The sequence below is a fragment of the Staphylococcus sp. GDY8P196P genome (genome assembly GCF_017891705.1).
Lineage (GTDB): Bacteria > Bacillota > Bacilli > Staphylococcales > Staphylococcaceae > Staphylococcus > Staphylococcus ureilyticus.
The window spans coordinates 29,789-49,847 of record NZ_JAESJS010000021.1; the positions used below are offsets into that span (position 1 = coordinate 29,789).

The following is a 20,059-nucleotide window of genomic DNA, read 5'->3' on the forward strand; positions in this document are numbered from 1 at the left end:
ACTAATTGAATAAAAATACGGTGAAGTGAGCTTCTTTCATGTTTGGTTTGTTTAAAGGTCGAAGATATAAAGTGTTAAATTTTCTTCATCGACAGTTACTTTCAATTCATCACTATTATTTTCAATCGTAGTATTAACAACATTGCCTTGCTCAATCGTAAAATAAATTTGGCTTAAAATGCCCATCGCGTATTCATTAATTGGACTCACAAGAGAAATAGATGTTGTATCTTCTTGAATCATAAAATTTTTTTGACTTTGATTTATTATTTGCCATTTAGGTAAATAAGTTAACTTCATATTTTTCTCTCCTTATGATTGTGCTTTTTTAAGATTTTTCTACAGTAGAATCTTAAATTTTGAATTAATTGAACTCGAAAGGGAATAAGTTCAATAAATATATTGATATGAGGTGATAGCATGATTGTTTTATTATCTATTATATTAGCATTAATTTTTGCTTTTTTAGCAACGATGCCATTTTTATTTATAAATACGAGGTTGCATGAAAATGTCAATCACTCTAAGGAAGAAATACGCCATGAAAAAATCAGAGCGATTAAACGTTTTATATATTTCTTTATATTAATTATTATTCTCTTAATGGTTTTTCATTTTATTACAAACTGAATCGATACGTTCGATACTTAAACATAGGTATAAGCATACCTGATTCGTTTTTTAAATGAGTTAAGGTTTTAGGAAGAAAAATGAACTTTAAATATTATATGAGCGAAAGCTTATACTAAAGTACCACTTATTTAATTTGTTTTAAGTGGTACCTCAAGAAGTTTATAATATCGTTTGGTTTAAGTTAAGCATGTTTGATCGCTACACTTTGCACGTATATTGAAAGTTTTAAAATGAACTAACCGAAAATGATAGTGAAGAGTATACCTACAACACCAAAAATAATTAAAATAACAGTCAGTCCGAGTAAAGATTCTTTTGTTTGTTGTGTACCTTTTAACTTATAGATTATTAAGGAAATAATTCCACAAACTAAAAATATGAGTGAAAGCCAAAATATAATCATGAAATGTAAACTCAAAGTCTTGTCCCTCCTTTGCATTTCATCTTAATTGTACAATTTGATGATTTTATTCAATAACTTAAAAATTAATGGTTTTTAGATTAGTAAGCTAGTTTGAGTCTTATTTTATCATTTATTCATAAGATGCCATAGTATAAGATATTCTAATGCGTTTTGTTTGAAAAAGTGTCTGCGCATTAGAAAAGAATAAGCGTATAGCATTAAAATTTTAGATTTTATTTAGTATAACATTGTATAATAGTAGTGAATCGAATAAGTAAGGAGATAGAAAATAATGAATGAAGTCAATAAAGTGATTTATATTGTTTTAGCAGTGTTTTTAGGAAGTTTTGGAATTCATAAGTTTTATGCTAGAAAAACCGGAATGGGTCTCTTGTTCCTTGTATTTTGTTGGACAGGTATCCCGCAAATTTTAGCTATCATTGGTGCAATTATTACGGTATTTAAACCTGCAGATCAAAATGGTAATGTTTTAGTTTAAAATTATTGTATAAAAAACAACCTAAGCGAAACAATTTCGCCTAGGTTGTTTTTATATTGTAAAAGAATAATGACTACAATAAAATTTAAGTGAAAAGATATAAAATTTTTATTGCTTTAGTAATGAAACCCATAAACTTTACAATATTTACAATTTTAGTTAAATACTATGGTAACAACAATTAAACTCATCATTTTTAATTTTAAAAATGAACAGTGATAGACAAATAAATATTATTTGTTATGATTATGAAAAGGCTTTAAATAGTAAGACATGTAACGATTAAAATTTAAGTAATCGAGGTAATGCTTATGACATTTTATGATTTTATTATTGACTTTGTTAATGACGACACGCCACTTGGTCAACTTGCCTATTTTATAAATAAAGATAACAATTTCCCTAAACATGCAACTGGTTATCAGGAATTATATGCATACTTTAAAACGAATTATAATTACAATGAAGTAATGACATCTGCAAAAAGGGCATTAAGTTTATATCTGAATAATTTAAGTGTCAATTAAAATAAAGATTCAGTGTTCGTAATACCAATTTCTTATTTTTAAAGCATGTTTAATGTCTTCCGTTCTAAAGTTAATTTCATTATTTCTTATTGAAAAAGGTTCAATAATATTTTGAGCCATCCATGTATTAATAAGTTCTGTAGGTAAACCATCCAATTCCATGTCACTTTTACTTAGAACAAAACATTCCCAATCGAGAGAAATTTTTGAAGGATTAATATATTTGCACTCATGAATCTGATCCATAAAAACACTCCTTAACATTGTAAATCCGACGTTAAGTTTTACCCAAGTACCCATAAAATAAAACGACAATTTTATGTTATTTGTCTACTTATTGATGAAAAAATAATAAATGATTGAAATTTGTTATTATGCAGTGTTTTAAAGCTTATATTTATCATCGTTAATATATAAATATAAGCACAGTACGAAAAACGTATCATCGACTAATTAACTTGGTGAGGCAAATTATTCATCTCGTATACAAATAAAGCACTCATCCAAACTAAAAAATTGGATGAGTGCTTTTTATATTCAAAAGCTAACGATTTTGTTTACTTTACATATATTCTAGTTGCAAGTTGTGAATTACATTTTACCACGGTATAATTCCTAAAATACAAGCAATTAAAATCATGAATAGACTAGAGCCAACTGCCCATTTTATTACAATACGCTGATTTTGACCGTATTCTATATCTAGCATACCTACAAGTAAATAACCAGCAGCATACAATGGACTTAATACATGTAAGGGTTGACCAAGAACTGAAGCTCTGGCCATATCAACTTTAGAAATGCCAAATTGTTGTGCAGATTCAGCTAAAATAGGTAATACACCATAATAGAAAGGATCATTTGCCATAAAGTATGTAAATGGTCCGCTCAGAATTGCAGTGATTAGTGCAAAGTGGTTACCCATAGCATCTGGTATAATTTGTACTAAGGTATTAGCCATTTCGTTAACCATTTTTGTCCCATTCATTACGCCTGTAAATATACCTGAAGCGAAAACAAGACTAATTACAGAAAGTACGTCGCCAGCATGTTTTTTCACAACAGAATTTTGGATACTTAAATTAGGATAGTTTAGTAAAATTGCAAAGCCAAACCATAGCATAAACATAACTGGTATTGGCATTAAGCCGATAACCAGACAGATGATTAATGAAATTGTAAGTATCGCATTTGGAATAAGCATTTTAGGTCTTTTTAATAAAGATTCTTCTTTTATATCAGTAGGTTTTATATCGTTTAAATCAATATTTGTATTTGATGTGAGATATCTTTTTGAACGTTTTCCAAGTATGTAAGCAACTCCAAAAGCAAATAATATACCACCAATCATTGCAGGAATGATTGGTACAAAGACTTCCTCAGTAGTTACTTGCAAAGATGAAATCGCACGTGCAGTGGGTCCGCCCCAAGGTAACATGTTCATAATCCCGATAGATAAAAGTGCTAATGTAGATAAAGTATACAGACTCATACCAATTTTTTTATAAAGCGGCATCATTGCAGTTACAGTTATGATAAAAGTAGTGGTACCATCACCATCAAGTGCTACCATTGATGCTAATATTACGGTCCCTATTGCTATTTTTACTGGATCCCCTTTAACGACTTTTATAATTTGATTAATGACTGGTTCAAATAATCCTGCATCTATCATAACGCCAAAATAAAGTATGGCAAAAGTCAGCATAATTCCAGTTGGTGCAACAGTTTCTATGCCATCTAGCATAAACTTACCTAAACCTGAGTAGAAACCACCGATTAAAGCAAAAATGGTTGGTATAACAATTAATGCAGTCAAAGCTGACATTTTACGAGTCATAATTAATACCATAAAGATGATAATCATAATAAAACCGAGAATTGCTAAGTTCATATATTCAATTTTCCCCCTTTGTTTTAATCATTATATACTTTTCAGAAAATTTTTAAAATAAAATTTTTTTCTTTTTTAAAAAATGTATATAGAAAAAACACTTCATAACTAATATGTATAGTTATGAAGTGTTTTGATAATTAAATATTATAAAAAATATGTATTCATAAAATTAAATGAAAAAGTTTATTACATACGATTTCCAAAATGGATAACTTAATAATGCTAATGAAAATAACGATACCAACATTGCAAATATATTAGCAATACGATCCCCACGTAAACATGCATATAAATTAATGAGTAGTACGCCTAAAATGAATAATAGACCAGCTAATAATTGCATATCTTCTTCTAAAATTTTATTAACAGCTAATAATGGGGTAGTTAATGTAATTAATGACAAGAACAGTGATAATAATGTCGTTGCATATTTCAAATTGTTCAGTCCTCTCTAAGAAATACTTTTATTAATCTAATGTTTTAAATGATAGCTTAATAAAATAATATTTGCTTAACAATTTAATTGCAAGTCATTTTTAAATATGTCATAACATTTATTAAAAAGGTTATTAACAAAAATGCTAAATGATCATAGGTAGTGGAACGTATATTGATTGAATGAGGTGGTTTCAATAACTATGTCATATGTTATTCGAATAATGCCATATCTTCTCCGTTGAAATAATAAATCAACCAGTGTTCGTCAACATAACCCACTTCATATTTCCGAGCAAATTTTTCTATTGCAAGTAATTCAAAATTTAAATTGCTAAAAAAGACTTTGCCACTAATATTATTTGATATAAGTGAAGTCATTAGAATTTCAATTTGTTTTTTTTGACAGATTTGGAATACATATTCCATTAATTGTTTAGCAAGATATTCTCTAGATTCATGGTTTTCGCCCATAACACACATATTCTCAATAACTGCTTTGTGTGCCAAGCTATAACTCTGATTAAATATAAGTGTTACAGAACCTATCAAAACGCTATCTTGAAAGGCTCCAATGACAATTGATTTATTTGAATTGGTAGAAAGTAAATCTTGTAAATTTAGTTCGGCCAAGCAGCGATCATTTTGCAATTTCCATGCAAATACGTCAAGATCTTCATGAATGCCACGTTTTAATAATGTTCTATAGTTGGATATATCATCGATTGATAAGTAACGTATATTTGTCATTGAGTGCCTCCTAAATTTTATAAACCATTTATATAATAGTTTAATTAATTTTAACGCCGTATTAAATTTGATTTTAAGGGAAAAAGTAAAATTGAGCAACACTATATTTAATTTTATTCAAAAACATGGAATCATGTTTATTTCGAAAGCCAAAAAAATATAAAATTATTAAGTGTTTAATTGTATTTTATTTAATTTTTAAATGACGCGAATGGATAGGATGGTTATGGTATAATATGGTGAGTGATATATTATGAGCGGAGGCACGATAAGTGGAATCTTTAATGACTATTATAGTTTCGCTAATTTTGCTTATCTTGATTTCTTTTGCCATATTAATGATTTACATATGGATTAATTATAAAGATGAAGACAATTAAAAAAAGAGGAAATGATCAAAAGACATCACGACATAAGCATAAGCAGTACTAATTTAACAATAAAAGCCCCCAAAATTCTAATCGAATTTTGGGGGCTTTTATTGTTACTATTCTACTACTTGTACATTTAAATCTACGTCAATATTACCGCGTGTCGCTTTTGAATATGGGCAAAATTCGTGTGCATCTTGTAGATATTTTTCAGCATCTTCTTGTGATAAAACATTTTTAACTTTTGCATCTATTGAAACACTTAATTTAGGGCTTTCTGCATCTGGGTCATCTTCTAAACGTACAGTTAAAGTGACTTCAGGTTCAGCGCCTCTGACTTTGTTTTGTTTAAGAATTAAATCAAATGCACCATTAAAGCATGATGCATAACCTGCTGCAAATAATTGTTCAGGATTAGTACCTTTTTCAGCATCAGCTTGTGCTGGAGGAATGACTGCTACATCAATTGCTTTATCATCTGTTTGCACGTGACCGTTACGACCACCTGTATTCGTTGCTTTTGTTTCATAATTTACTGCCATTATATTACCTCCTAAATTACTTATATAACAACAATACCCTTAAAATTAAATTTTAATCATATAAAAGGTGAATAGATTTTTGTTATTTGTTTAAATGTACGCTTTAAAGATTGTGTTAGTTCTTAAGATTGTTATACAATAATTTTAATGTTGATTGAAAAGGAAGTTTTTAAAATGTCTGAAGTAAAAATTGCGGTAACGATAGAGCCAGAAAATAAAATTTCACAAACTTTTTTACATGAATTAGTAAAATATCAAACTTCTATCGATATAATAGAATTGAGAGTTGATCATTGGGCAACACCAGAGATAAATGATATAGCTAATGTCATTGATAAATTATATGAATTAAATTTAAATAAAAAACTTTTAGTTACGTATCGGACACAATCACAAGGGGGTAAAGGTGATTTGACGTTTGATTCGTACATTAAATTACTTGAAAGCATAATTAAAATAGATCACATAGATATGATTGATGTAGAATTTGAAATTAACCAACAATCTCAATATATATTGAACTTGATTGACCAAGCACACAAAAATAATATTGAAGTTATATTGTCTTATCATGATTTTCAAAAAACACCAGCACTCACACAGCTAAAACATTTATATTTTAAAATGCATCAAATGAATCCAGATTACTTAAAAGTCGCGGTCATGCCTTTAAGTAAAGAAGATGTTTTAAATTTATTATATGCATTATCAGCAACAGTAGATACAGTTCCGCAACAAGTCATTGGCATTGCAATGTCGAAATTAGGCACCATTTCGAGAACTGCACAAGGTTTATTTGGAGGCGCAGTATCATATGGTTGTTTAGATAATCCTAAAGCACCTGGACAGATTCAAGTTGAAACTTTAAGCGCGCAATTAAAGTTATATCAGTAGTTTGAAAATCTTATCGTCCTGTCTTATAATTGAAAATAGTTATCAATAGTGAAAGGGCGATATTAGATGGAACTACAAGATGCAATAGCTCAACGAAGAAGTATAAAGGTCTTTAGAAGAGATATGAATATAGATGACGATGCTTTATATGAAGCGATACAGCGTGCTACAGATGCACCGAATCACGGTTTGAGAGCACCTTGGAGAGTGGTTCATATCGCAAAAGATAGATTGGGAGATATGAGTAAGCAATTAACTGAAATTGCTTTTCCTAATCTAAGAAAAAAACAGGAAGATCACTATAAAGTTGCTACTAATTTAGGTGGTATGCTTGCTTTAATCGTTAAAGAAGATCCAAGACAAAAAGAAAGTTTAGAGAATAATATGGCATTTGGTGCATTTGCGCAAAATCTCATGTTATTACTTTTTGAAGCAGGTATTGGTACATGTTGGAAGTCTCCGGCTTATATATTTAATCCTGAAATACGTAAAATATTTGGTGTGAAAGATGATGAGCGTTTAGTAGGGTTATTATATTTAACAGATTTGGAAGATTTAGAAAGAATGCCACACAGAGAACGCCAACACAATCAAATCATTGATAAGTTCTAATCATGAAAAAAGGGAGTGGGACTGAAATCTTTTTATAAAAAGATTTCAGTCCCACTCCCTAATAATGTCTATTTTAAAATTTTGATTGTTTAAAAGTTAAAATAAAAGAATTAAAGCAAAAATTACTCAAATGTTTCAGCTAAGAATGATTCAACTTGTTCAGGAGATTTTGCATTTGCTGAATGTAAATGTGCTAATTTCTCCCCATTTTTAAAAACTAATAAACTTGGAATACCCATAACGTCATTTTCAGCCGCGGCATCTTCTAATTCATCGCGGTTTACAGTATACCAATTATAATTGTTGTATTTTTCTACAATTGGGTCAATCCACATGTCCATAGCTTTACAATCTGGGCACCATCCTGCTTCAAATTTAACGATGACTGGTGCGTCGCTTTGTATTGTGCTTTTAAATTGATCATTAGTATTAATAGATTCCATAATTAGACTCCTTTATAAAAGATATTAGTATTGACATTATAACTGACAAATTGCAGTAAATAAAAAAATCAGCTTAATAATTAGAGCGTTTTTGTTATAAGTTTGTTATATTAGTGTTAACTAAGCATAGGAGGTTCTGAAAAATGATAAAATTTTACCAATATCCTAATTGTACAACTTGTAAAAAAGCAGCTAAATTTTTACAAGAATACGGGGTAAGTTTTGAACCCATCGATATTGTGCAACATACACCAACTAAAAATGAGTTTAAAGAAATCATAAATACTACAGGTATAGATATCAATAAACTATTTAATACACATGGTGCAAAATATCGTGAACTAGGCCTTAAAGATAAATTGAAAGACCTTTCTGACGAAGAAAAACTAGATTTATTATCCTCAAATGGTATGTTAGTGAAACGACCACTCGCAGTATTAGGGGATAAAGTAACGGTAGGTTTTAAAGAGGAACAATACAAGGAAACTTGGTTGTAAACACACATGCTTTTACAATTCATTTTTAACAACTTTTGAAAAAACCGTTATATACTTCGGAAAAGTTTTGTGCGATGAATTGTAAAACATGAGAAGTATTGTAAAATCAATTAAATAGTTGATTGTAAGCCTTTCATATGGCATCATGAATATGTAAAAACATTTAGGAGGGGATTCTCGTGGCAGTACCAAGTGAATTAAAATATTCTAAAGAACATGAATGGGTAAAAATTGAAGGAAATACAGTAACAATTGGTATCACTGAGTATGCGCAAAGTGAATTAGGTGATATCGTATTCGTTGAATTGCCTGAAACTGATGACGATATTGATGAAGGTGAATCTTTTGGCAGTGTTGAATCAGTGAAAACAGTTTCAGAACTTTATGCACCTGTTTCAGGAAAAGTTGTAGAAACAAATGATGAACTAGAAGATAGTCCAGAATTCGTTAATGAATCACCATACGAAAAAGCATGGATGGTTAAAGTTGAGTTAAGCGATGAAAGTCAATTAGACGAGTTAATGTCAGCTGACCAATATTCTGAAATGATCGGTGAATAATATGAAATCAAACTCCACGATACGATATATCATGGAGTTTTTATTTTTCTATAACAAAAGATTAAATTTCACTTGAATATATTAATTGATTTTGAAGTGTCAAAAACATTAAAAAGTTCAATGGTGACAAATGGATGGTTCAATTATAAGATTTTAATAAGAAACTATAATAAATGTTTATGTTGATAATGTATGGTGTAGAACTAAATATAAAATTGAATTTACTATCACATTTAGAGGTGACTGTCATGGCGATATTAAACCAAGTTATAATTGTCGAAGGTAAAACAGACAAGAAACGGGTGAAGCAGGTGATTGACCAACCGATTGAAATCATTTGTACAAACGGTACTATGGGAATTGATAAGTTAGATGAGATGATAGAATCGTTATACGACAAGCAAGTTTATGTGCTTGCGGATGCAGATGATGAAGGTGAAAAGATACGTAAATGGTTCAAAAAATATTTAAGTGAAAGTAAACATATTCGCATAGAGAAACAATATGGTGAAGTAGCGAGATGCCCTAAAGCCTATTTGTCAAAAGTGTTAGCAAAACATGGTTTTATAGTGAAAGATGAAGAAAAAGTAGCAAAAGCCAAATTAGATTATATTGCTGAAAGGGTCAGTTTATTAACATGAATGTAAAGAATGAAACGCGTGTTAATGTTTTCGAACACGTAGATAAAGAAAAATATCTAATTTTTGGTTATACGCCAACTTGTGGTACATGTAAAGTGTCAGAACGCATGTTAGATATTGCGAATGAAATTTTAAAATTACCAATTACTAAAATAGATTTAAATTTTCATCCTGATTTTAGTCAACAACATGAGATACAATCGGTACCGATACTTATGCTTATGTCTAAAGGTGAAGAACAAAAAAGAATTTATGCATTTCAATCAGTGCCTTATTTGTTAGAAAATTTAAAATAATTATTGACGAATCTTTAGTACAATGGTAGGATTATGGATAATTAAATAATGTACTCTTATCACGAGAGGTGGAGGGATGTGCCCTATGAAGCCCGGCAACCGTCTGTAATAGAAATGGTGCCAATTCACATAAAGTAGATAAACTTTAGAAGATGAGAGAAGCGACATTGCTTTCTCTATTCTTCAGTGAAAAGAGAAAGCATTTTTTAATTGAATGAGCAATACAAGGAGGAAACGACAATGATTGAATTAAATCAAATCGTTAAGAGATACAAGACGAAAAAACACGATGTGTTAGCAGTAGATCATGTTGATTTAAGTATTCAATCAGGCTCGATTTTTGGTGTGGTTGGTTTTTCGGGTGCAGGTAAAAGTACTTTGATAAGACTTTTAAATAATCTTGAACAACCAACTTCAGGAGATGTCATCATTGATGGAGATACGATTGGGAAATTATCAAAATCAGAATTGAGAAAAAAACGTCAAAAAGTGAGCATGATTTTTCAACATTTTAATCTATTGTGGTCACGTAATGTTTTAAATAATATTACTTTTCCATTAGAAATTGCTGGTGTATCACGCAATGAAGCCAAAAGAAGAGCGATTGAACTGGTGGAATTGGTAGGACTAAAGGGTAGAGAAAACGCCTATCCATCAGAGTTATCGGGTGGACAAAAGCAACGTGTAGGTATTGCCCGTGCATTAGCAAATGAACCTAATGTTTTACTTTGCGATGAAGCTACAAGTGCATTAGACCCGCAAACAACGGATGAAATACTAGAATTATTATTAAAAATTAAAGAAGAAAGAAATTTAACAATAGTTATTATCACACATGAAATGCAGGTCATAAGACGTATTTGTGATGAAGTGGCAGTAATGGAAAATGGTCGCGTCATTGAACAAGGACAAGTGTCAAATGTTTTCGAAAATCCACAGCATGAAGTAACAAAACGCTTTGTGAAAGAGGACTTAAATGATGAGTTTGATGAGTCTATTTCTGAATTAATCGAATTAGATGAAACTGCTTATATCGTACGATTGAATTTTACAGGAAATAATACAACTGAACCATTGGTATCATACATAACAAAGACACATAATATAGATGTTAATATTCTTGAAGCAAATATTAAGCATACTAAAGATGGTGCTCTAGGATTTTTAGTATTACATTTATTAGATGTGAATTCTGAAAAATTCGAAAAGTTCAAAAATGATTTAGCAGCACAACATGTTTCTGTGGAGGTGTTAAAGCATGGGTAGTTCATTCGGCGAGATTCTACAGGAAATGCTAACAATGCCTAATGTAAGTTGGGATGAAGTTTGGTTAGCTACATATGAAACAATTTATATGACATTGATTTCTACAATATTTGCTTTTATTTTTGGTTTGATACTTGGTGTGCTTTTATTCTTATCTGCTAAAAGCCAATCACCAGTAGCTAGAGTGTTTTACAGTGTCGTATCGTTTATTGTGAATTTATTCAGAGCAATACCATTCATTATTTTAATTTTACTACTTATACCATTTACGAGTTTAGTACTTGGAACAATTAGTGGTCCAACAGGTGCTTTACCTGCACTAATTATCAGTGCAGCACCATTCTACGCTAGATTAGTGGAAATTGCTTTTAAAGAAATAGACAAGGGTGTTATAGAAGCGGCTTGGTCAATGGGAGCTACAACATGGACAGTAGTTAAGAAAGTGTTGTTACCTGAAGCTATGCCAGCATTAATATCTGGAATAACTGTAACAGCAATAGCATTAGTAGGCTCTACTGCAGTAGCTGGTGTGATTGGAGCTGGAGGTCTAGGTAACTTAGCATACCTAACTGGCTTCACACGAAACCAAAACGATGTCATATTCGTTTCTACAATTTTAATCTTAATTATTGTTTTTATCATCCAATTTATTGGAGATCAAGTTACTAATAAAATAGATAAACGTTAAGTTAAAGGGGACAATTATATGAAAAAATTATTTAGTTTAGCTTCAATCATCGCTTTAGCATTAGTATTAGCTGCTTGTGGTAATGGCGGCGGAGGTAAAGATAAGACAATTACAGTTGGCGCTTCTCCGGCACCACATGCTGAAATATTAGAAAAAGCAAAACCAATTCTAAAAGATAAAGGTTATGACTTAAAAATTAAAACGATTAACGATTATACAACACCTAACAAATTATTAGATAAAGGTGAGTTAGATGCAAACTTCTTTCAACATACGCCTTATCTAAATACTGAAAAGAAAGACAAAAACTATAAAATTGAGTCAGCAGGAAATGTACATTTAGAACCTATGGCTGTTTACTCAAAGAAATATAAAAGTTTAAAAGAATTACCAAAAGGTGCTACTGTTTATGTTTCAAACAACCCTGCAGAAGAAGGACGTTTCTTAAAATTCTTCTCTGACGCTGGATTAATTAAAATTAAAAAAGGTGTTAAAACTGAAGATGCTAAATTTGATGACATCGTAGAAAATAAAAAAGATATCAAATTTAATAATAAACAATCGGCAGAATACTTACCTAAGATTTATCAAAAAGAAGATGCTGACGCAGTAATCATCAATTCAAACTTCGCAATTGATCAAAAATTAAGTCCTAAAAATGATTCAATTGTTTTAGAAAAAGCAAAAGATAATCCATATGCTAACTTGATTGGTGTAAAAGAAGGCCATAAAGACGACAAAAAAATTAAAGCGTTGATGGATGTATTACAGTCTAAAGAAATTAAAGATTATATCAATAAAAAATATGACGGAGCCGTAGTACCAGCAAAATAATAGCAACACAATTAAAAAACCCTTTAACTTCAATAGTTGAAGGGTTCTTTTTGTTTGTTTAAAATTAGAAAAAGGGCATAAAAAGGGCGGTGTGTGCAAATTATCGAATTTAAAGCATAAAAAAATACGCCCAGATTCGAGCGCATTATCCAAGTTTTACCTGTTCAAGTTTGTTCATCATATCCTTATCCATCTGTTCTGTAACGTGTGAATAAATAGATAGGGTTGTACGGTGATCTGAATGGCCTACACGATCCATAATAGCTTTAAGTGATACACCTTGTTGAGAGAGTAATGATATGTGGCTATGTCTTAATATATGTGAAGAAATTTCTTTCTTGATACCAACATCTTTAGCTGACTCCCTAAGTATCTTATTGAATCTTTCAGTCTGCATTGGATTACCTTTGTGATTAGTAAAAACAAAGTTTCTATTTAGATATCCATCGTTCCATTTTGAATCCTTTTTGTTTTCCAGTATTGCTTTCTTTAATATCTCACAACTTCTACTGCTTAATCCTATTGTTCTGTAACTAGACTCTGTTTTAGTGGTATCTTTTACACCGAATCCACCAGATTCATCATGAAACCAATGTATTGTGCCATTAATATTTAAACTTTTATTTTCAAAGTCTACATCTTCATTTTGAATGGCTAACATTTCACCGATACGCATACCGTTTAACGCTTGAAATTCAGTCATGAGTGCAACGAATGTATAAAATCTCTTATGAATACCCGAATGAAGTTTCTGTGCTTTTGTATTGATATTTTTAATAATTAATTCTATTTCACTTAATTCAAGATACTTATTGCGCTTGTTCTTGATTTCATCATACGTTTTGATTTTTTTGTTTAGTGTAATATCTTTTAAGAATTCTAAGTTTTGTAAATTATATATGCGTCTAGCATACTCAAATACATGTTTAAATATACTTAATGCTTCTTTGTTCACTTGGTACACATAACCTTTATTATCTATTTCATCAAATACTTGTTGTGCGTATGACAGTGTGATTTTATTGATTAAAATATCTTTATCTATAAATTTTTTTAAAGTGTTTAATTTACTCAACTTTGTTTTAATTGTTGTTCGTTTTGATCCAGATGTTTTAACGTAATTTTTAAACCACTCATCGCACGCTTGGTGAAAGGTAAGTGTTTTTAGGTCTGTTGGGGTCTTATCATTTAGTTTGCCCTCTATACGCTCATTTAAGAGCCTCTGAGCCTCTTTCTGTGATTGCTTACCATTCTTATTAAGAACTACACTCACACGTTTCCATTTGTCTGTGTATGGGTCTTTGTACTTCTCGTAGAAACGATACTGTGTTTGATTGTGCTTATTAGTGAATTGCTCATGCCACATTTGTCATCCCTCCCATATAATCAAATTACAGTGCTAGATATTTCTATTCTCTTTACTCAAGCGTCTTATTTAATGATTTTTTATATTTTTTAAAAGTAGAATCATCGATTTCACCGTTCATTTGCAATAAATAGTTGTTTTTAGAATAAGTATGCGAATATAGGATAGCGCTAGACTTACCTAACTCATCATAGTATTTCTTAGTTTCTTGTAGATCATCATCACTTTTAAACATAAATAATCTAGCATTCTTTCCATCTTCAATTTCAAACACTCTAGCTTTTTCTGCCTTCATAGGTGCAGCACCATAATCTTCTTTTTTCATTTCTTTTTCGTTTTTCACATTTAAATCATCTTCTTTAAAATCTTTAATTACTTTACTTGGTTCAATTGTTTTACCACAGGCTACTAAAACTAACAGTATTGTTAATAATAAAAATGATACCTTTTTCATCAAAAATTTCCCCTTTGTTATATATCATTCTTCTTTCTCTAATCCTAATATGATTAATAGTGCAACTGTAATTATGATAGATGGGGCGAATATAGACAATGCTATAAATATTAGGATTAAAAGTAAATAGAACTCATCAATTTTATACTTTCTGAATTTCATAATATCCCTCCTATTTACGCTCCTCAAATCCGCATATTAAACAGATTAGAAATGCTACAAAAACTGCTGGTACAAATATAGATGTTACTAAGAGTGGTATCGCCATCAGTAAATAGTTGTAATCATATTTGTATTTACCTATTTTCATAATATCCTCTCCAATTTAAGCTACATTATTTCTTCTTATAGTCATCTATAGTCATGCCATCATTTTCAACACTACTTAATTAAAATATTACTATGTATCTCACAACCTTAAAATAGGGCGTACGTGTGCAAAGACACGTAGTGGGTGGCTATTCCTTATTCTTCTTTCTCTCTTCAATAAACTCTTTAGTATACAAGTAACCATCGAGCATTGTGCTTAATATGAAATTTATGACTTTGATTACTATACCTATAATATACTCCACAGTAATGCTCCTTTGCGTAGGGCTTATTTATGTTCTGATTGTGATGTGTCTTGTGGAATGTAAAATGCAACATTCTTTTTAATTTCTAAGAATTTAATTATTGATTTTCATAAACTCTTTTAAGAATATTTTTTACAACATTATATATCATTTGCTTATCTTTATCAGTCAAGGAATGCTTGAAGTATTCATTATTATTAGTTTCTATATCACTAAAAAACAAGACGTATTCCTCTTGTGTTAGTAACCAACTTAAATCGTAATAGGGTTTGTCTATAGTTTTTGATGTTACTTTATTAAATTTATCAATAGATACTTCAAGTTGATGGTTTTTAATTTTGTTAGATAAATCTATTTGGTTTTGTTTGAAATCATTTCTATATTGTTGATATTCATTTTCTAAATCCTGATGATTTATATCTTTTATGGTAGAGAATAAAGTCAATAATTTATTAACTAAATCTCCAGTGTATTCTTCGTATTCAATAAAAAGTAGCAACGGAAATAATACTTTTTTAGAAGGAAACCTTTTAGCATTTTCAATTCGACTTATGTAAACATCTGAAACACCTACAAATTTTGCTAAATCATCTAAAGTAACGCCACCACTGAGTCGTGTTTCTTTTATTATCTTTGCGAATTCTTCTTCTTTTGTTGATGACATATAACCACTCCTTTTATGTAAAGTATAACTTTATAATGATTGTTAGTAAACTTTTTATATAAGACTTGCCAAAAAATAAGAAAGGTGCTACTATTTGTTTGTAAACAAAAATAAAGTTTACTAACAAAATAGAGTTGGGGAGGGATTATATGAAAATGATAGCTAAGGTTGACGTTTTAAAGAATTCGATTGCATTTAAAGGGATGAATATTAAAGACTTCGCTTTATATACGGGGTTTAATCCCTACTTTCTAAATTCAATTATTAATGCGAAAAGAACAACGTCACCAAAAACAGCCAAAAAAATAGCTCAGTCATTAGATCTGGATATTAAAGATGTATTTGAAATAAAACAAAAAGAGGAGGTTAAATAATGTCAGTTCACAAATTGCAAGAAGAACCAACAAAAGAAAATACGATACTTGAGACAGAACAAGTAATAACACATCCAATTTACTGTGCCCCTAAGGCTATTGGAGAGTTATTTGGTTTTAGTAGATCAACTACTTCTAGATTGCTAAATGAGTACAAAGAAAATGATAGAGGTGTCAAAGATATGTATCTAAGTCTCAGTAGTACTTTAGTAGTTATCAAGATAGAGAAATTTGAAGCTTGGTTAAAACTTAAAAATGGAGAGTGGTTGTGATGAAACTTTATCTATTGCTAATGAGTTTAATCATTACAATCACTATATTGTTGGCACTGCATACAGAAGATATATTTATCAGTTTTGTAACTTACATGTACTTAAGTATGGGAGCACTGGTATTAAGTAAGAAATTCAAATTAAAGGAGCATGAATAAAATGACAAATATTACTAAAGAAGATTACAAGGAACTAATGTATAAACTATATGTAGATCGTAAGGAAAATAAAGGTATGAAAAGGCTAAAAAGATTTGATAGAGATCAAGCAATTATAATTGCTGAATTAGTAGGTAAGAGGTTAATTAGTAGTCAAGATAAGGATGTTATTCGAGATATGGCTATGGACTTCACATGTATGGAATCTATGGAAGATATTGGTAAAACTGTTCAAGGGTTAGTTGTAGATTCAAATTTAAGTAATTTAAGCAAATTCGCAAGAGAAGACGACCTAAACAATTTATATCTTGCTAAATTAGAAATCGAAAAGTTAATCAAAGCGATTGAGAAGAATAGACCGAATTACATTAATTTTTATAAATAAAGGGGCAGAGAAAATGAATGAATTAATAAATATCAAAGAGGATTTGAACAGTGGAAATTTCGAGAGGAAATTACAAGCAGTACTGAATATGGTGTGCGACCGTCAAACTTATGATGAGGAAGCAGTAAGGACTTTTGAAAGAGGTAAAGAATATTCATTAGCCAATCATGCTAGAGAATTTCAAGACTTTAACTACATTGTTTCATCAACGTTGAAAATGTTAGTAGATGAACTCAGTTACACAGTTGAAGAAATAAATGAACGCATAGAAAAAGCACTATCTGAACAGCGACCAAACTCTACAGATAGTGCAAAGAACTAGAATGATTGTGAAAATCAATACACATTCATTCTACCAAATTTGAACAATATTTTACAGAGGTAGGTGGAATTTATTGGGATTTAATAAGATAACTCTTGAATATGATACTGATGTATCAGTCGTTGAGTATGAAAGTTTAGATTCTGGATCATTCACACAATTTACTGAATGTACTTGGAATGAACTTGTTAATCGATTACAAGTGCCCAAGATAAATAAGAATAAGTATAGTCGTAATACAGCAATATACGGAGATGTGTCTGATGGTGTAGATAAATATGGTAATCAGAAACAAAAATACCGACAAGATAAGAATATTATTAATAGAAATATAATTGTATTAGATTATGATGATATATCAGATTTTAAAGTACTTCATAACTCAATTAGAGAGCAATTAAGCGATGTTTCATGGTTTTGGCACACAACATTCAGTCATACAACAAATGCGCCTAGAATACGTTTGCTAGTGCCACTGGAAGAGCCTATAAATGCAGAAGAATATAGAATATGTTCAAAGGTGGTCGCCAATAAAATTGGTCATAAAGTAGATGAAGGTAGTTATCAACCTAGTAGATGTATGGCATTACCAGTAATTCAACACAAAGATGCAATTTACATGTACCGATATAATGATGCTACTATCTTGAATAAATCTATATTGGCAAAATGGTATCAAAAAGTAGGTGCCGATTCTAAAAATAATAGTAACCTAAAATTTAATAAACGTGATGATGAGTATTGGAAAGAAGTCGCGCATGGTGTGACTACAGGATCTAGAAATAACGCTTTAACGTCTATTATAGGTCATCTATTTAATAAAGGCGTGAACAATCATCTTATATATGGTTTGGCTTATAATTACGGAAAAATGTGTCAACCACCTATATCAGATAGGGAAATCAATGCGACATTTCAGTCAATTTTCAAAAAACACTATAAATTATGATTGGAGGTATTCAATGAGTGATGAAAACATGCTTGATTGGATTGAAGAGAAACAAGCAGATGTTACTAAAAAAGAATCAGAATTGATTCCTAGAAACTATAAAATCGAGCAATACAATGGAATATCTCATTTGTATAAAATTATTCCTAGCGAAAGTGAAAATAAACCAGATAAGAAAATTTTTGTTACAAGTACAATACCTAATGTGAATGAGCGCTATGAAGATATTGAAAGTAATGAAGTTAGTTATAATCTTAAATTCCAAGATAATAATCATGATGTAAATTTAAATGTTGAAGCTGAACAAATTACTGATGCAAGAAATTTAATCAAGCTAGCCAAGAATAAGTTGGATGTGACATCTACGACATCAGCAAGGTTGGTAGACTTTATCAATGCATCTATGCGTGAAAAACCACCTATTAATATATCGGTAGCTAATAGGTTGGGTCATATAAAAAACTACTTCATTTATCCGTATAAAGAAGAATTAGAAACGAGTAACATTAAATTATTTAACAATGATAGTGGATATAGATCACTAATCAAAGCCTTTGAAACAAAAGGTACATTAAATGATTACTCAAAAAATGTATTCAATAAAATTAAATCACTACCAATGGTTATGATGATGGTATATGCATCACTAGGCTCAGTGCTTTTGCATGAATTTAAAATCACTCCGTTCATTGTAGAGATATCTGGTCGTACTTCAACAGGTAAAACTTTTACTTTAAAGATTGCGGCAAGTGTTTGGGGGAATGACGGATTAATTACTGAATGGAATTCAACTAAAAACAGTATTGAAGCACAAGCAGTATTCTTCAATTCATTTCCATTATTAAAGGATGATACACGTAACACACATTCTAATTTTATTTCAAATACTGTGTATAATTTTTCTGGTGGTAAAACTAAGTCACGAAGTAATACAAACCGTACTTTAGATGAAATAAAAACATGGCAGAATATTTTATTATCGACTGGTGAAGTCTCTATGCCAGATATGGCAGGAGAAAAAGGTGGCGTTTCTGGTCGTGTGATAACTTTGCAAGATGACCCGTACCCAAAAGATTTTGATTTTGCTAGTTTAGCTGAATCTATAGATGAATCTCATGGAGTATTAGGAAAAGCATTTATTAAACAATTTCAATCCAATAAGGATAATTACCATGCTTCATTTAAAAGTGCTCAACAATACTTTGTTAAAAAAGCTGAGGATAATGAAGTTATGGCTAGGTTGGGTCGTTGTTTTGCTTTGATGCAAGTTACCGGTGAAATACTCAATGACATTGAAGGATTTGAACATGATCATTACAGAATTGTTGATGAAGCCTATCACAGCATGATTAAAAATAATGGAAATATTGATAAACCTAAACAAATGTTAGAAGAATTACTTCAATACCTAGATGCAAATAGAAATCATATTGAAGGTGAAGGCTATCATGATGTTAAAAGTGGCGATGTAAAAGCCATATATAAGCGTGATTATCTATGTATTTTAGGTGAAACAGTTAAAGATTTCTTAGGGCATGAGATGAATACTATAACTGGTGAATGGAGTAGGAAAAAATATCTAGTTGAAAGTAACATCGGAAAACAAAAACAAGTGAAACATAAAAGCACACCTTACAGGGGTTATGCCATAAAAAAAGATGTTGTAAAAAAATTAGGGTTTGATTTTACAAATTCATATAATCCTACTTCAGATTATTACAAGTAACAATGGTAACAAGTGAGTAACAAATA

General features: G+C 30.4%; 31 protein-coding genes and 1 riboswitch. Of the genes, 18 read left to right on the top strand and 13 right to left on the bottom strand.

The features are described from left to right. Positions 1-51: 51 nt before the first annotated feature. Entirely contained in the window at positions 52-300 is a 249-nt protein-coding gene (locus KA814_RS11680) for a hypothetical protein (protein WP_046207479.1), read from the bottom strand. A 568-nt stretch (positions 301-868) separates the two neighbouring features. Further along, positions 869-1,051 (bottom strand): type II toxin-antitoxin system toxin TsaT, encoded by a 183-nt coding sequence (gene tsaT / locus KA814_RS11685; RefSeq protein WP_064209474.1) that lies wholly within the window; start codon positions 1,049-1,051, stop codon positions 869-871. 277 nt (positions 1,052-1,328) lie between these two features. Here tsaT and KA814_RS11690 point away from each other — a divergent pair, with 277 nt between their 5' ends. Together KA814_RS11690 and KA814_RS11695 are read left to right on the top strand one after the other, a co-directional pair. Further along, positions 1,329-1,535, top strand: coding sequence for a TM2 domain-containing protein (locus KA814_RS11690; RefSeq protein ID WP_019467917.1), 207 nt, complete (start codon positions 1,329-1,331; stop codon positions 1,533-1,535). 311 nt (positions 1,536-1,846) lie between these two features. After that, a complete protein-coding gene (locus KA814_RS11695) occupies positions 1,847-2,062 on the top strand; it encodes a sterile alpha motif-like domain-containing protein (RefSeq protein ID WP_046207482.1) in 216 nt (71 codons plus the stop codon). A gap of 9 nt (positions 2,063-2,071) precedes the next feature. On the opposite strand, the gene KA814_RS11700 is transcribed toward KA814_RS11695, so the two are convergent. The 5 genes from KA814_RS11700 to KA814_RS11720 all read right to left on the bottom strand — a co-directional run bounded on the left by KA814_RS11700 (position 2,072) and on the right by KA814_RS11720 (position 6,057). Then, complete coding sequence (locus tag KA814_RS11700) at positions 2,072-2,308, bottom strand: hypothetical protein (protein ID WP_046207483.1); 237 nt, start codon at positions 2,306-2,308, stop codon at positions 2,072-2,074. Between the two features lie 352 nt (positions 2,309-2,660). Next, complete coding sequence (locus KA814_RS11705; protein WP_064209473.1) at positions 2,661-3,956, bottom strand: CitMHS family transporter; 1,296 nt, start codon at positions 3,954-3,956, stop codon at positions 2,661-2,663. Positions 3,957-4,128: 172 nt separating this feature from the next. Further along, on the bottom strand, positions 4,129-4,395 hold the full coding sequence (locus tag KA814_RS11710) for a hypothetical protein (protein ID WP_064209472.1): 267 nt from the start codon (positions 4,393-4,395) through the stop codon (positions 4,129-4,131). A 212-nt stretch (positions 4,396-4,607) separates the two neighbouring features. Further along, positions 4,608-5,144: a GNAT family N-acetyltransferase gene (locus KA814_RS11715; RefSeq protein WP_064209471.1), complete on the bottom strand. Its 537-nt coding sequence runs from the start codon at positions 5,142-5,144 to the stop codon at positions 4,608-4,610. Positions 5,145-5,631: 487 nt separating this feature from the next. Next, positions 5,632-6,057 carry an organic hydroperoxide resistance protein gene (locus KA814_RS11720; protein ID WP_046207487.1) on the bottom strand — a complete coding sequence of 142 codons (426 nt, stop codon included), beginning with the start codon at positions 6,055-6,057 and terminating at the stop codon, positions 5,632-5,634. Positions 6,058-6,231: 174 nt separating this feature from the next. Here KA814_RS11720 and aroD point away from each other — a divergent pair, with 174 nt between their 5' ends. Together aroD and KA814_RS11730 are read left to right on the top strand one after the other, a co-directional pair. Further along, positions 6,232-6,951, top strand: coding sequence for a type I 3-dehydroquinate dehydratase (gene aroD / locus KA814_RS11725; RefSeq protein WP_064209470.1), 720 nt, complete (start codon positions 6,232-6,234; stop codon positions 6,949-6,951). 66 nt (positions 6,952-7,017) lie between these two features. Then, on the top strand, positions 7,018-7,563 hold the full coding sequence (locus KA814_RS11730; protein WP_046207489.1) for a nitroreductase family protein: 546 nt from the start codon (positions 7,018-7,020) through the stop codon (positions 7,561-7,563). A gap of 122 nt (positions 7,564-7,685) precedes the next feature. Here KA814_RS11730 and KA814_RS11735 read toward each other — a convergent pair whose 3' ends face one another. Continuing rightward, positions 7,686-8,006: a thioredoxin family protein gene (locus KA814_RS11735; RefSeq protein ID WP_046207490.1), complete on the bottom strand. Its 321-nt coding sequence runs from the start codon at positions 8,004-8,006 to the stop codon at positions 7,686-7,688. A gap of 143 nt (positions 8,007-8,149) precedes the next feature. Here KA814_RS11735 and KA814_RS11740 point away from each other — a divergent pair, with 143 nt between their 5' ends. The 7 genes from KA814_RS11740 to KA814_RS11770 all read left to right on the top strand — a co-directional run bounded on the left by KA814_RS11740 (position 8,150) and on the right by KA814_RS11770 (position 12,788). Further along, positions 8,150-8,503, top strand: a complete 354-nt coding sequence (locus tag KA814_RS11740; RefSeq protein WP_046207491.1) for an arsenate reductase family protein — start codon at positions 8,150-8,152, stop codon at positions 8,501-8,503. A 179-nt stretch (positions 8,504-8,682) separates the two neighbouring features. Beyond that, positions 8,683-9,063 (top strand): glycine cleavage system protein GcvH, encoded by a 381-nt coding sequence (gcvH, locus tag KA814_RS11745; protein ID WP_046207492.1) that lies wholly within the window; start codon positions 8,683-8,685, stop codon positions 9,061-9,063. A 248-nt stretch (positions 9,064-9,311) separates the two neighbouring features. Continuing rightward, complete coding sequence (locus KA814_RS11750; RefSeq protein WP_046207493.1) at positions 9,312-9,704, top strand: toprim domain-containing protein; 393 nt, start codon at positions 9,312-9,314, stop codon at positions 9,702-9,704. Then, positions 9,701-10,000 (top strand): thioredoxin family protein, encoded by a 300-nt coding sequence (locus tag KA814_RS11755; protein WP_046207494.1) that lies wholly within the window; start codon positions 9,701-9,703, stop codon positions 9,998-10,000. The genes KA814_RS11750 and KA814_RS11755 overlap by 4 nt, the downstream gene beginning before the upstream one ends. A 53-nt stretch (positions 10,001-10,053) precedes the next feature. Then, a riboswitch (SAM riboswitch) is annotated at positions 10,054-10,159 on the top strand. 81 nt (positions 10,160-10,240) lie between these two features. Further along, positions 10,241-11,266, top strand: a complete 1,026-nt coding sequence (locus tag KA814_RS11760; protein WP_064209467.1) for a methionine ABC transporter ATP-binding protein — start codon at positions 10,241-10,243, stop codon at positions 11,264-11,266. Beyond that, positions 11,259-11,954 carry a methionine ABC transporter permease gene (locus tag KA814_RS11765; protein WP_046207496.1) on the top strand — a complete coding sequence of 232 codons (696 nt, stop codon included), beginning with the start codon at positions 11,259-11,261 and terminating at the stop codon, positions 11,952-11,954. The genes KA814_RS11760 and KA814_RS11765 overlap by 8 nt, the downstream gene beginning before the upstream one ends. 18 nt (positions 11,955-11,972) lie before the next feature. Beyond that, entirely contained in the window at positions 11,973-12,788 is an 816-nt protein-coding gene (locus KA814_RS11770; RefSeq protein WP_046207497.1) for a MetQ/NlpA family ABC transporter substrate-binding protein, read from the top strand. 145 nt (positions 12,789-12,933) lie between these two features. Here the strand turns inward: KA814_RS11770 and KA814_RS11775 are convergent, their stop codons facing one another. From KA814_RS11775 to KA814_RS11795, 5 genes are all read right to left on the bottom strand, one after another. Continuing rightward, on the bottom strand, positions 12,934-14,154 hold the full coding sequence (locus KA814_RS11775; RefSeq protein ID WP_107521865.1) for a tyrosine-type recombinase/integrase: 1,221 nt from the start codon (positions 14,152-14,154) through the stop codon (positions 12,934-12,936). A 52-nt stretch (positions 14,155-14,206) separates the two neighbouring features. Next, a complete protein-coding gene (locus KA814_RS11780) occupies positions 14,207-14,608 on the bottom strand; it encodes a hypothetical protein (protein ID WP_107521864.1) in 402 nt (133 codons plus the stop codon). 24 nt (positions 14,609-14,632) lie between these two features. After that, positions 14,633-14,770 carry a hypothetical protein gene (locus tag KA814_RS11785; RefSeq protein ID WP_191905125.1) on the bottom strand — a complete coding sequence of 46 codons (138 nt, stop codon included), beginning with the start codon at positions 14,768-14,770 and terminating at the stop codon, positions 14,633-14,635. Between the two features lie 10 nt (positions 14,771-14,780). Continuing rightward, positions 14,781-14,918, bottom strand: coding sequence for a hypothetical protein (locus tag KA814_RS11790; protein WP_192958337.1), 138 nt, complete (start codon positions 14,916-14,918; stop codon positions 14,781-14,783). 362 nt (positions 14,919-15,280) lie between these two features. Beyond that, positions 15,281-15,847 carry a helix-turn-helix domain-containing protein gene (locus KA814_RS11795; protein ID WP_107521863.1) on the bottom strand — a complete coding sequence of 189 codons (567 nt, stop codon included), beginning with the start codon at positions 15,845-15,847 and terminating at the stop codon, positions 15,281-15,283. A gap of 149 nt (positions 15,848-15,996) precedes the next feature. Here KA814_RS11795 and KA814_RS11800 point away from each other — a divergent pair, with 149 nt between their 5' ends. From KA814_RS11800 to KA814_RS11830, 7 genes are all read left to right on the top strand, one after another. Next, positions 15,997-16,221 (top strand): helix-turn-helix domain-containing protein, encoded by a 225-nt coding sequence (locus tag KA814_RS11800; RefSeq protein ID WP_226955478.1) that lies wholly within the window; start codon positions 15,997-15,999, stop codon positions 16,219-16,221. Continuing rightward, positions 16,221-16,493, top strand: coding sequence for a pathogenicity island protein (locus KA814_RS11805; protein ID WP_107521862.1), 273 nt, complete (start codon positions 16,221-16,223; stop codon positions 16,491-16,493). The genes KA814_RS11800 and KA814_RS11805 overlap by 1 nt, the downstream gene beginning before the upstream one ends. Next, positions 16,493-16,651, top strand: coding sequence for a hypothetical protein (locus KA814_RS11810; protein ID WP_157947932.1), 159 nt, complete (start codon positions 16,493-16,495; stop codon positions 16,649-16,651). The genes KA814_RS11805 and KA814_RS11810 overlap by 1 nt, the downstream gene beginning before the upstream one ends. A 1-nt stretch (position 16,652) precedes the next feature. Continuing rightward, positions 16,653-17,036, top strand: a complete 384-nt coding sequence (locus tag KA814_RS11815; protein WP_107521861.1) for a hypothetical protein — start codon at positions 16,653-16,655, stop codon at positions 17,034-17,036. A gap of 13 nt (positions 17,037-17,049) precedes the next feature. Next, complete coding sequence (locus KA814_RS11820; protein WP_107521860.1) at positions 17,050-17,358, top strand: hypothetical protein; 309 nt, start codon at positions 17,050-17,052, stop codon at positions 17,356-17,358. A gap of 73 nt (positions 17,359-17,431) precedes the next feature. Beyond that, positions 17,432-18,307: a primase alpha helix C-terminal domain-containing protein gene (locus KA814_RS11825; RefSeq protein WP_107521859.1), complete on the top strand. Its 876-nt coding sequence runs from the start codon at positions 17,432-17,434 to the stop codon at positions 18,305-18,307. Positions 18,308-18,320: 13 nt separating this feature from the next. Beyond that, positions 18,321-20,033: a DUF927 domain-containing protein gene (locus tag KA814_RS11830; protein ID WP_107521858.1), complete on the top strand. Its 1,713-nt coding sequence runs from the start codon at positions 18,321-18,323 to the stop codon at positions 20,031-20,033. Positions 20,034-20,059 lie beyond the last annotated feature (26 nt).

Bases quoted from the DNA above. Each gene is read 5' to 3' on its own strand.
- KA814_RS11705 (WP_064209473.1), bottom strand. From the start codon at position 3,956: ATGAACTTAGCAATTCTCGGTTTTATTATGATTATCATCTTTATGGTA.
- KA814_RS11780 (WP_107521864.1), bottom strand. From the start codon at position 14,608: ATGAAAAAGGTATCATTTTTATTATTAACAATACTGTTAGTTTTAGTA.
- KA814_RS11770 (WP_046207497.1), top strand. From the start codon at position 11,973: ATGAAAAAATTATTTAGTTTAGCTTCAATCATCGCTTTAGCATTAGTA.
- KA814_RS11730 (WP_046207489.1), top strand. From the start codon at position 7,018: ATGGAACTACAAGATGCAATAGCTCAACGAAGAAGTATAAAGGTCTTT.
- KA814_RS11815 (WP_107521861.1), top strand. From the start codon at position 16,653: ATGACAAATATTACTAAAGAAGATTACAAGGAACTAATGTATAAACTA.
- KA814_RS11695 (WP_046207482.1), top strand. From the start codon at position 1,847: ATGACATTTTATGATTTTATTATTGACTTTGTTAATGACGACACGCCA.
- KA814_RS11760 (WP_064209467.1), top strand. From the start codon at position 10,241: ATGATTGAATTAAATCAAATCGTTAAGAGATACAAGACGAAAAAACAC.
- KA814_RS11810 (WP_157947932.1), top strand. From the start codon at position 16,493: ATGAAACTTTATCTATTGCTAATGAGTTTAATCATTACAATCACTATA.
- KA814_RS11735 (WP_046207490.1), bottom strand. From the start codon at position 8,006: ATGGAATCTATTAATACTAATGATCAATTTAAAAGCACAATACAAAGC.
- KA814_RS11800 (WP_226955478.1), top strand. From the start codon at position 15,997: ATGAAAATGATAGCTAAGGTTGACGTTTTAAAGAATTCGATTGCATTT.
- KA814_RS11740 (WP_046207491.1), top strand. From the start codon at position 8,150: ATGATAAAATTTTACCAATATCCTAATTGTACAACTTGTAAAAAAGCA.
- KA814_RS11795 (WP_107521863.1), bottom strand. From the start codon at position 15,847: ATGTCATCAACAAAAGAAGAAGAATTCGCAAAGATAATAAAAGAAACA.
- KA814_RS11750 (WP_046207493.1), top strand. From the start codon at position 9,312: ATGGCGATATTAAACCAAGTTATAATTGTCGAAGGTAAAACAGACAAG.
- KA814_RS11790 (WP_192958337.1), bottom strand. From the start codon at position 14,918: ATGAAAATAGGTAAATACAAATATGATTACAACTATTTACTGATGGCG.
- KA814_RS11755 (WP_046207494.1), top strand. From the start codon at position 9,701: ATGAATGTAAAGAATGAAACGCGTGTTAATGTTTTCGAACACGTAGAT.
- KA814_RS11700 (WP_046207483.1), bottom strand. From the start codon at position 2,308: ATGGATCAGATTCATGAGTGCAAATATATTAATCCTTCAAAAATTTCT.
- KA814_RS11805 (WP_107521862.1), top strand. From the start codon at position 16,221: ATGTCAGTTCACAAATTGCAAGAAGAACCAACAAAAGAAAATACGATA.
- KA814_RS11785 (WP_191905125.1), bottom strand. From the start codon at position 14,770: ATGAAATTCAGAAAGTATAAAATTGATGAGTTCTATTTACTTTTAATC.
- KA814_RS11765 (WP_046207496.1), top strand. From the start codon at position 11,259: ATGGGTAGTTCATTCGGCGAGATTCTACAGGAAATGCTAACAATGCCT.
- KA814_RS11715 (WP_064209471.1), bottom strand. From the start codon at position 5,144: ATGACAAATATACGTTACTTATCAATCGATGATATATCCAACTATAGA.
- aroD (WP_064209470.1), top strand. From the start codon at position 6,232: ATGTCTGAAGTAAAAATTGCGGTAACGATAGAGCCAGAAAATAAAATT.
- KA814_RS11820 (WP_107521860.1), top strand. From the start codon at position 17,050: ATGAATGAATTAATAAATATCAAAGAGGATTTGAACAGTGGAAATTTC.
- KA814_RS11720 (WP_046207487.1), bottom strand. From the start codon at position 6,057: ATGGCAGTAAATTATGAAACAAAAGCAACGAATACAGGTGGTCGTAAC.
- KA814_RS11690 (WP_019467917.1), top strand. From the start codon at position 1,329: ATGAATGAAGTCAATAAAGTGATTTATATTGTTTTAGCAGTGTTTTTA.
- KA814_RS11775 (WP_107521865.1), bottom strand. From the start codon at position 14,154: ATGTGGCATGAGCAATTCACTAATAAGCACAATCAAACACAGTATCGT.
- KA814_RS11680 (WP_046207479.1), bottom strand. From the start codon at position 300: ATGAAGTTAACTTATTTACCTAAATGGCAAATAATAAATCAAAGTCAA.
- KA814_RS11830 (WP_107521858.1), top strand. From the start codon at position 18,321: ATGAGTGATGAAAACATGCTTGATTGGATTGAAGAGAAACAAGCAGAT.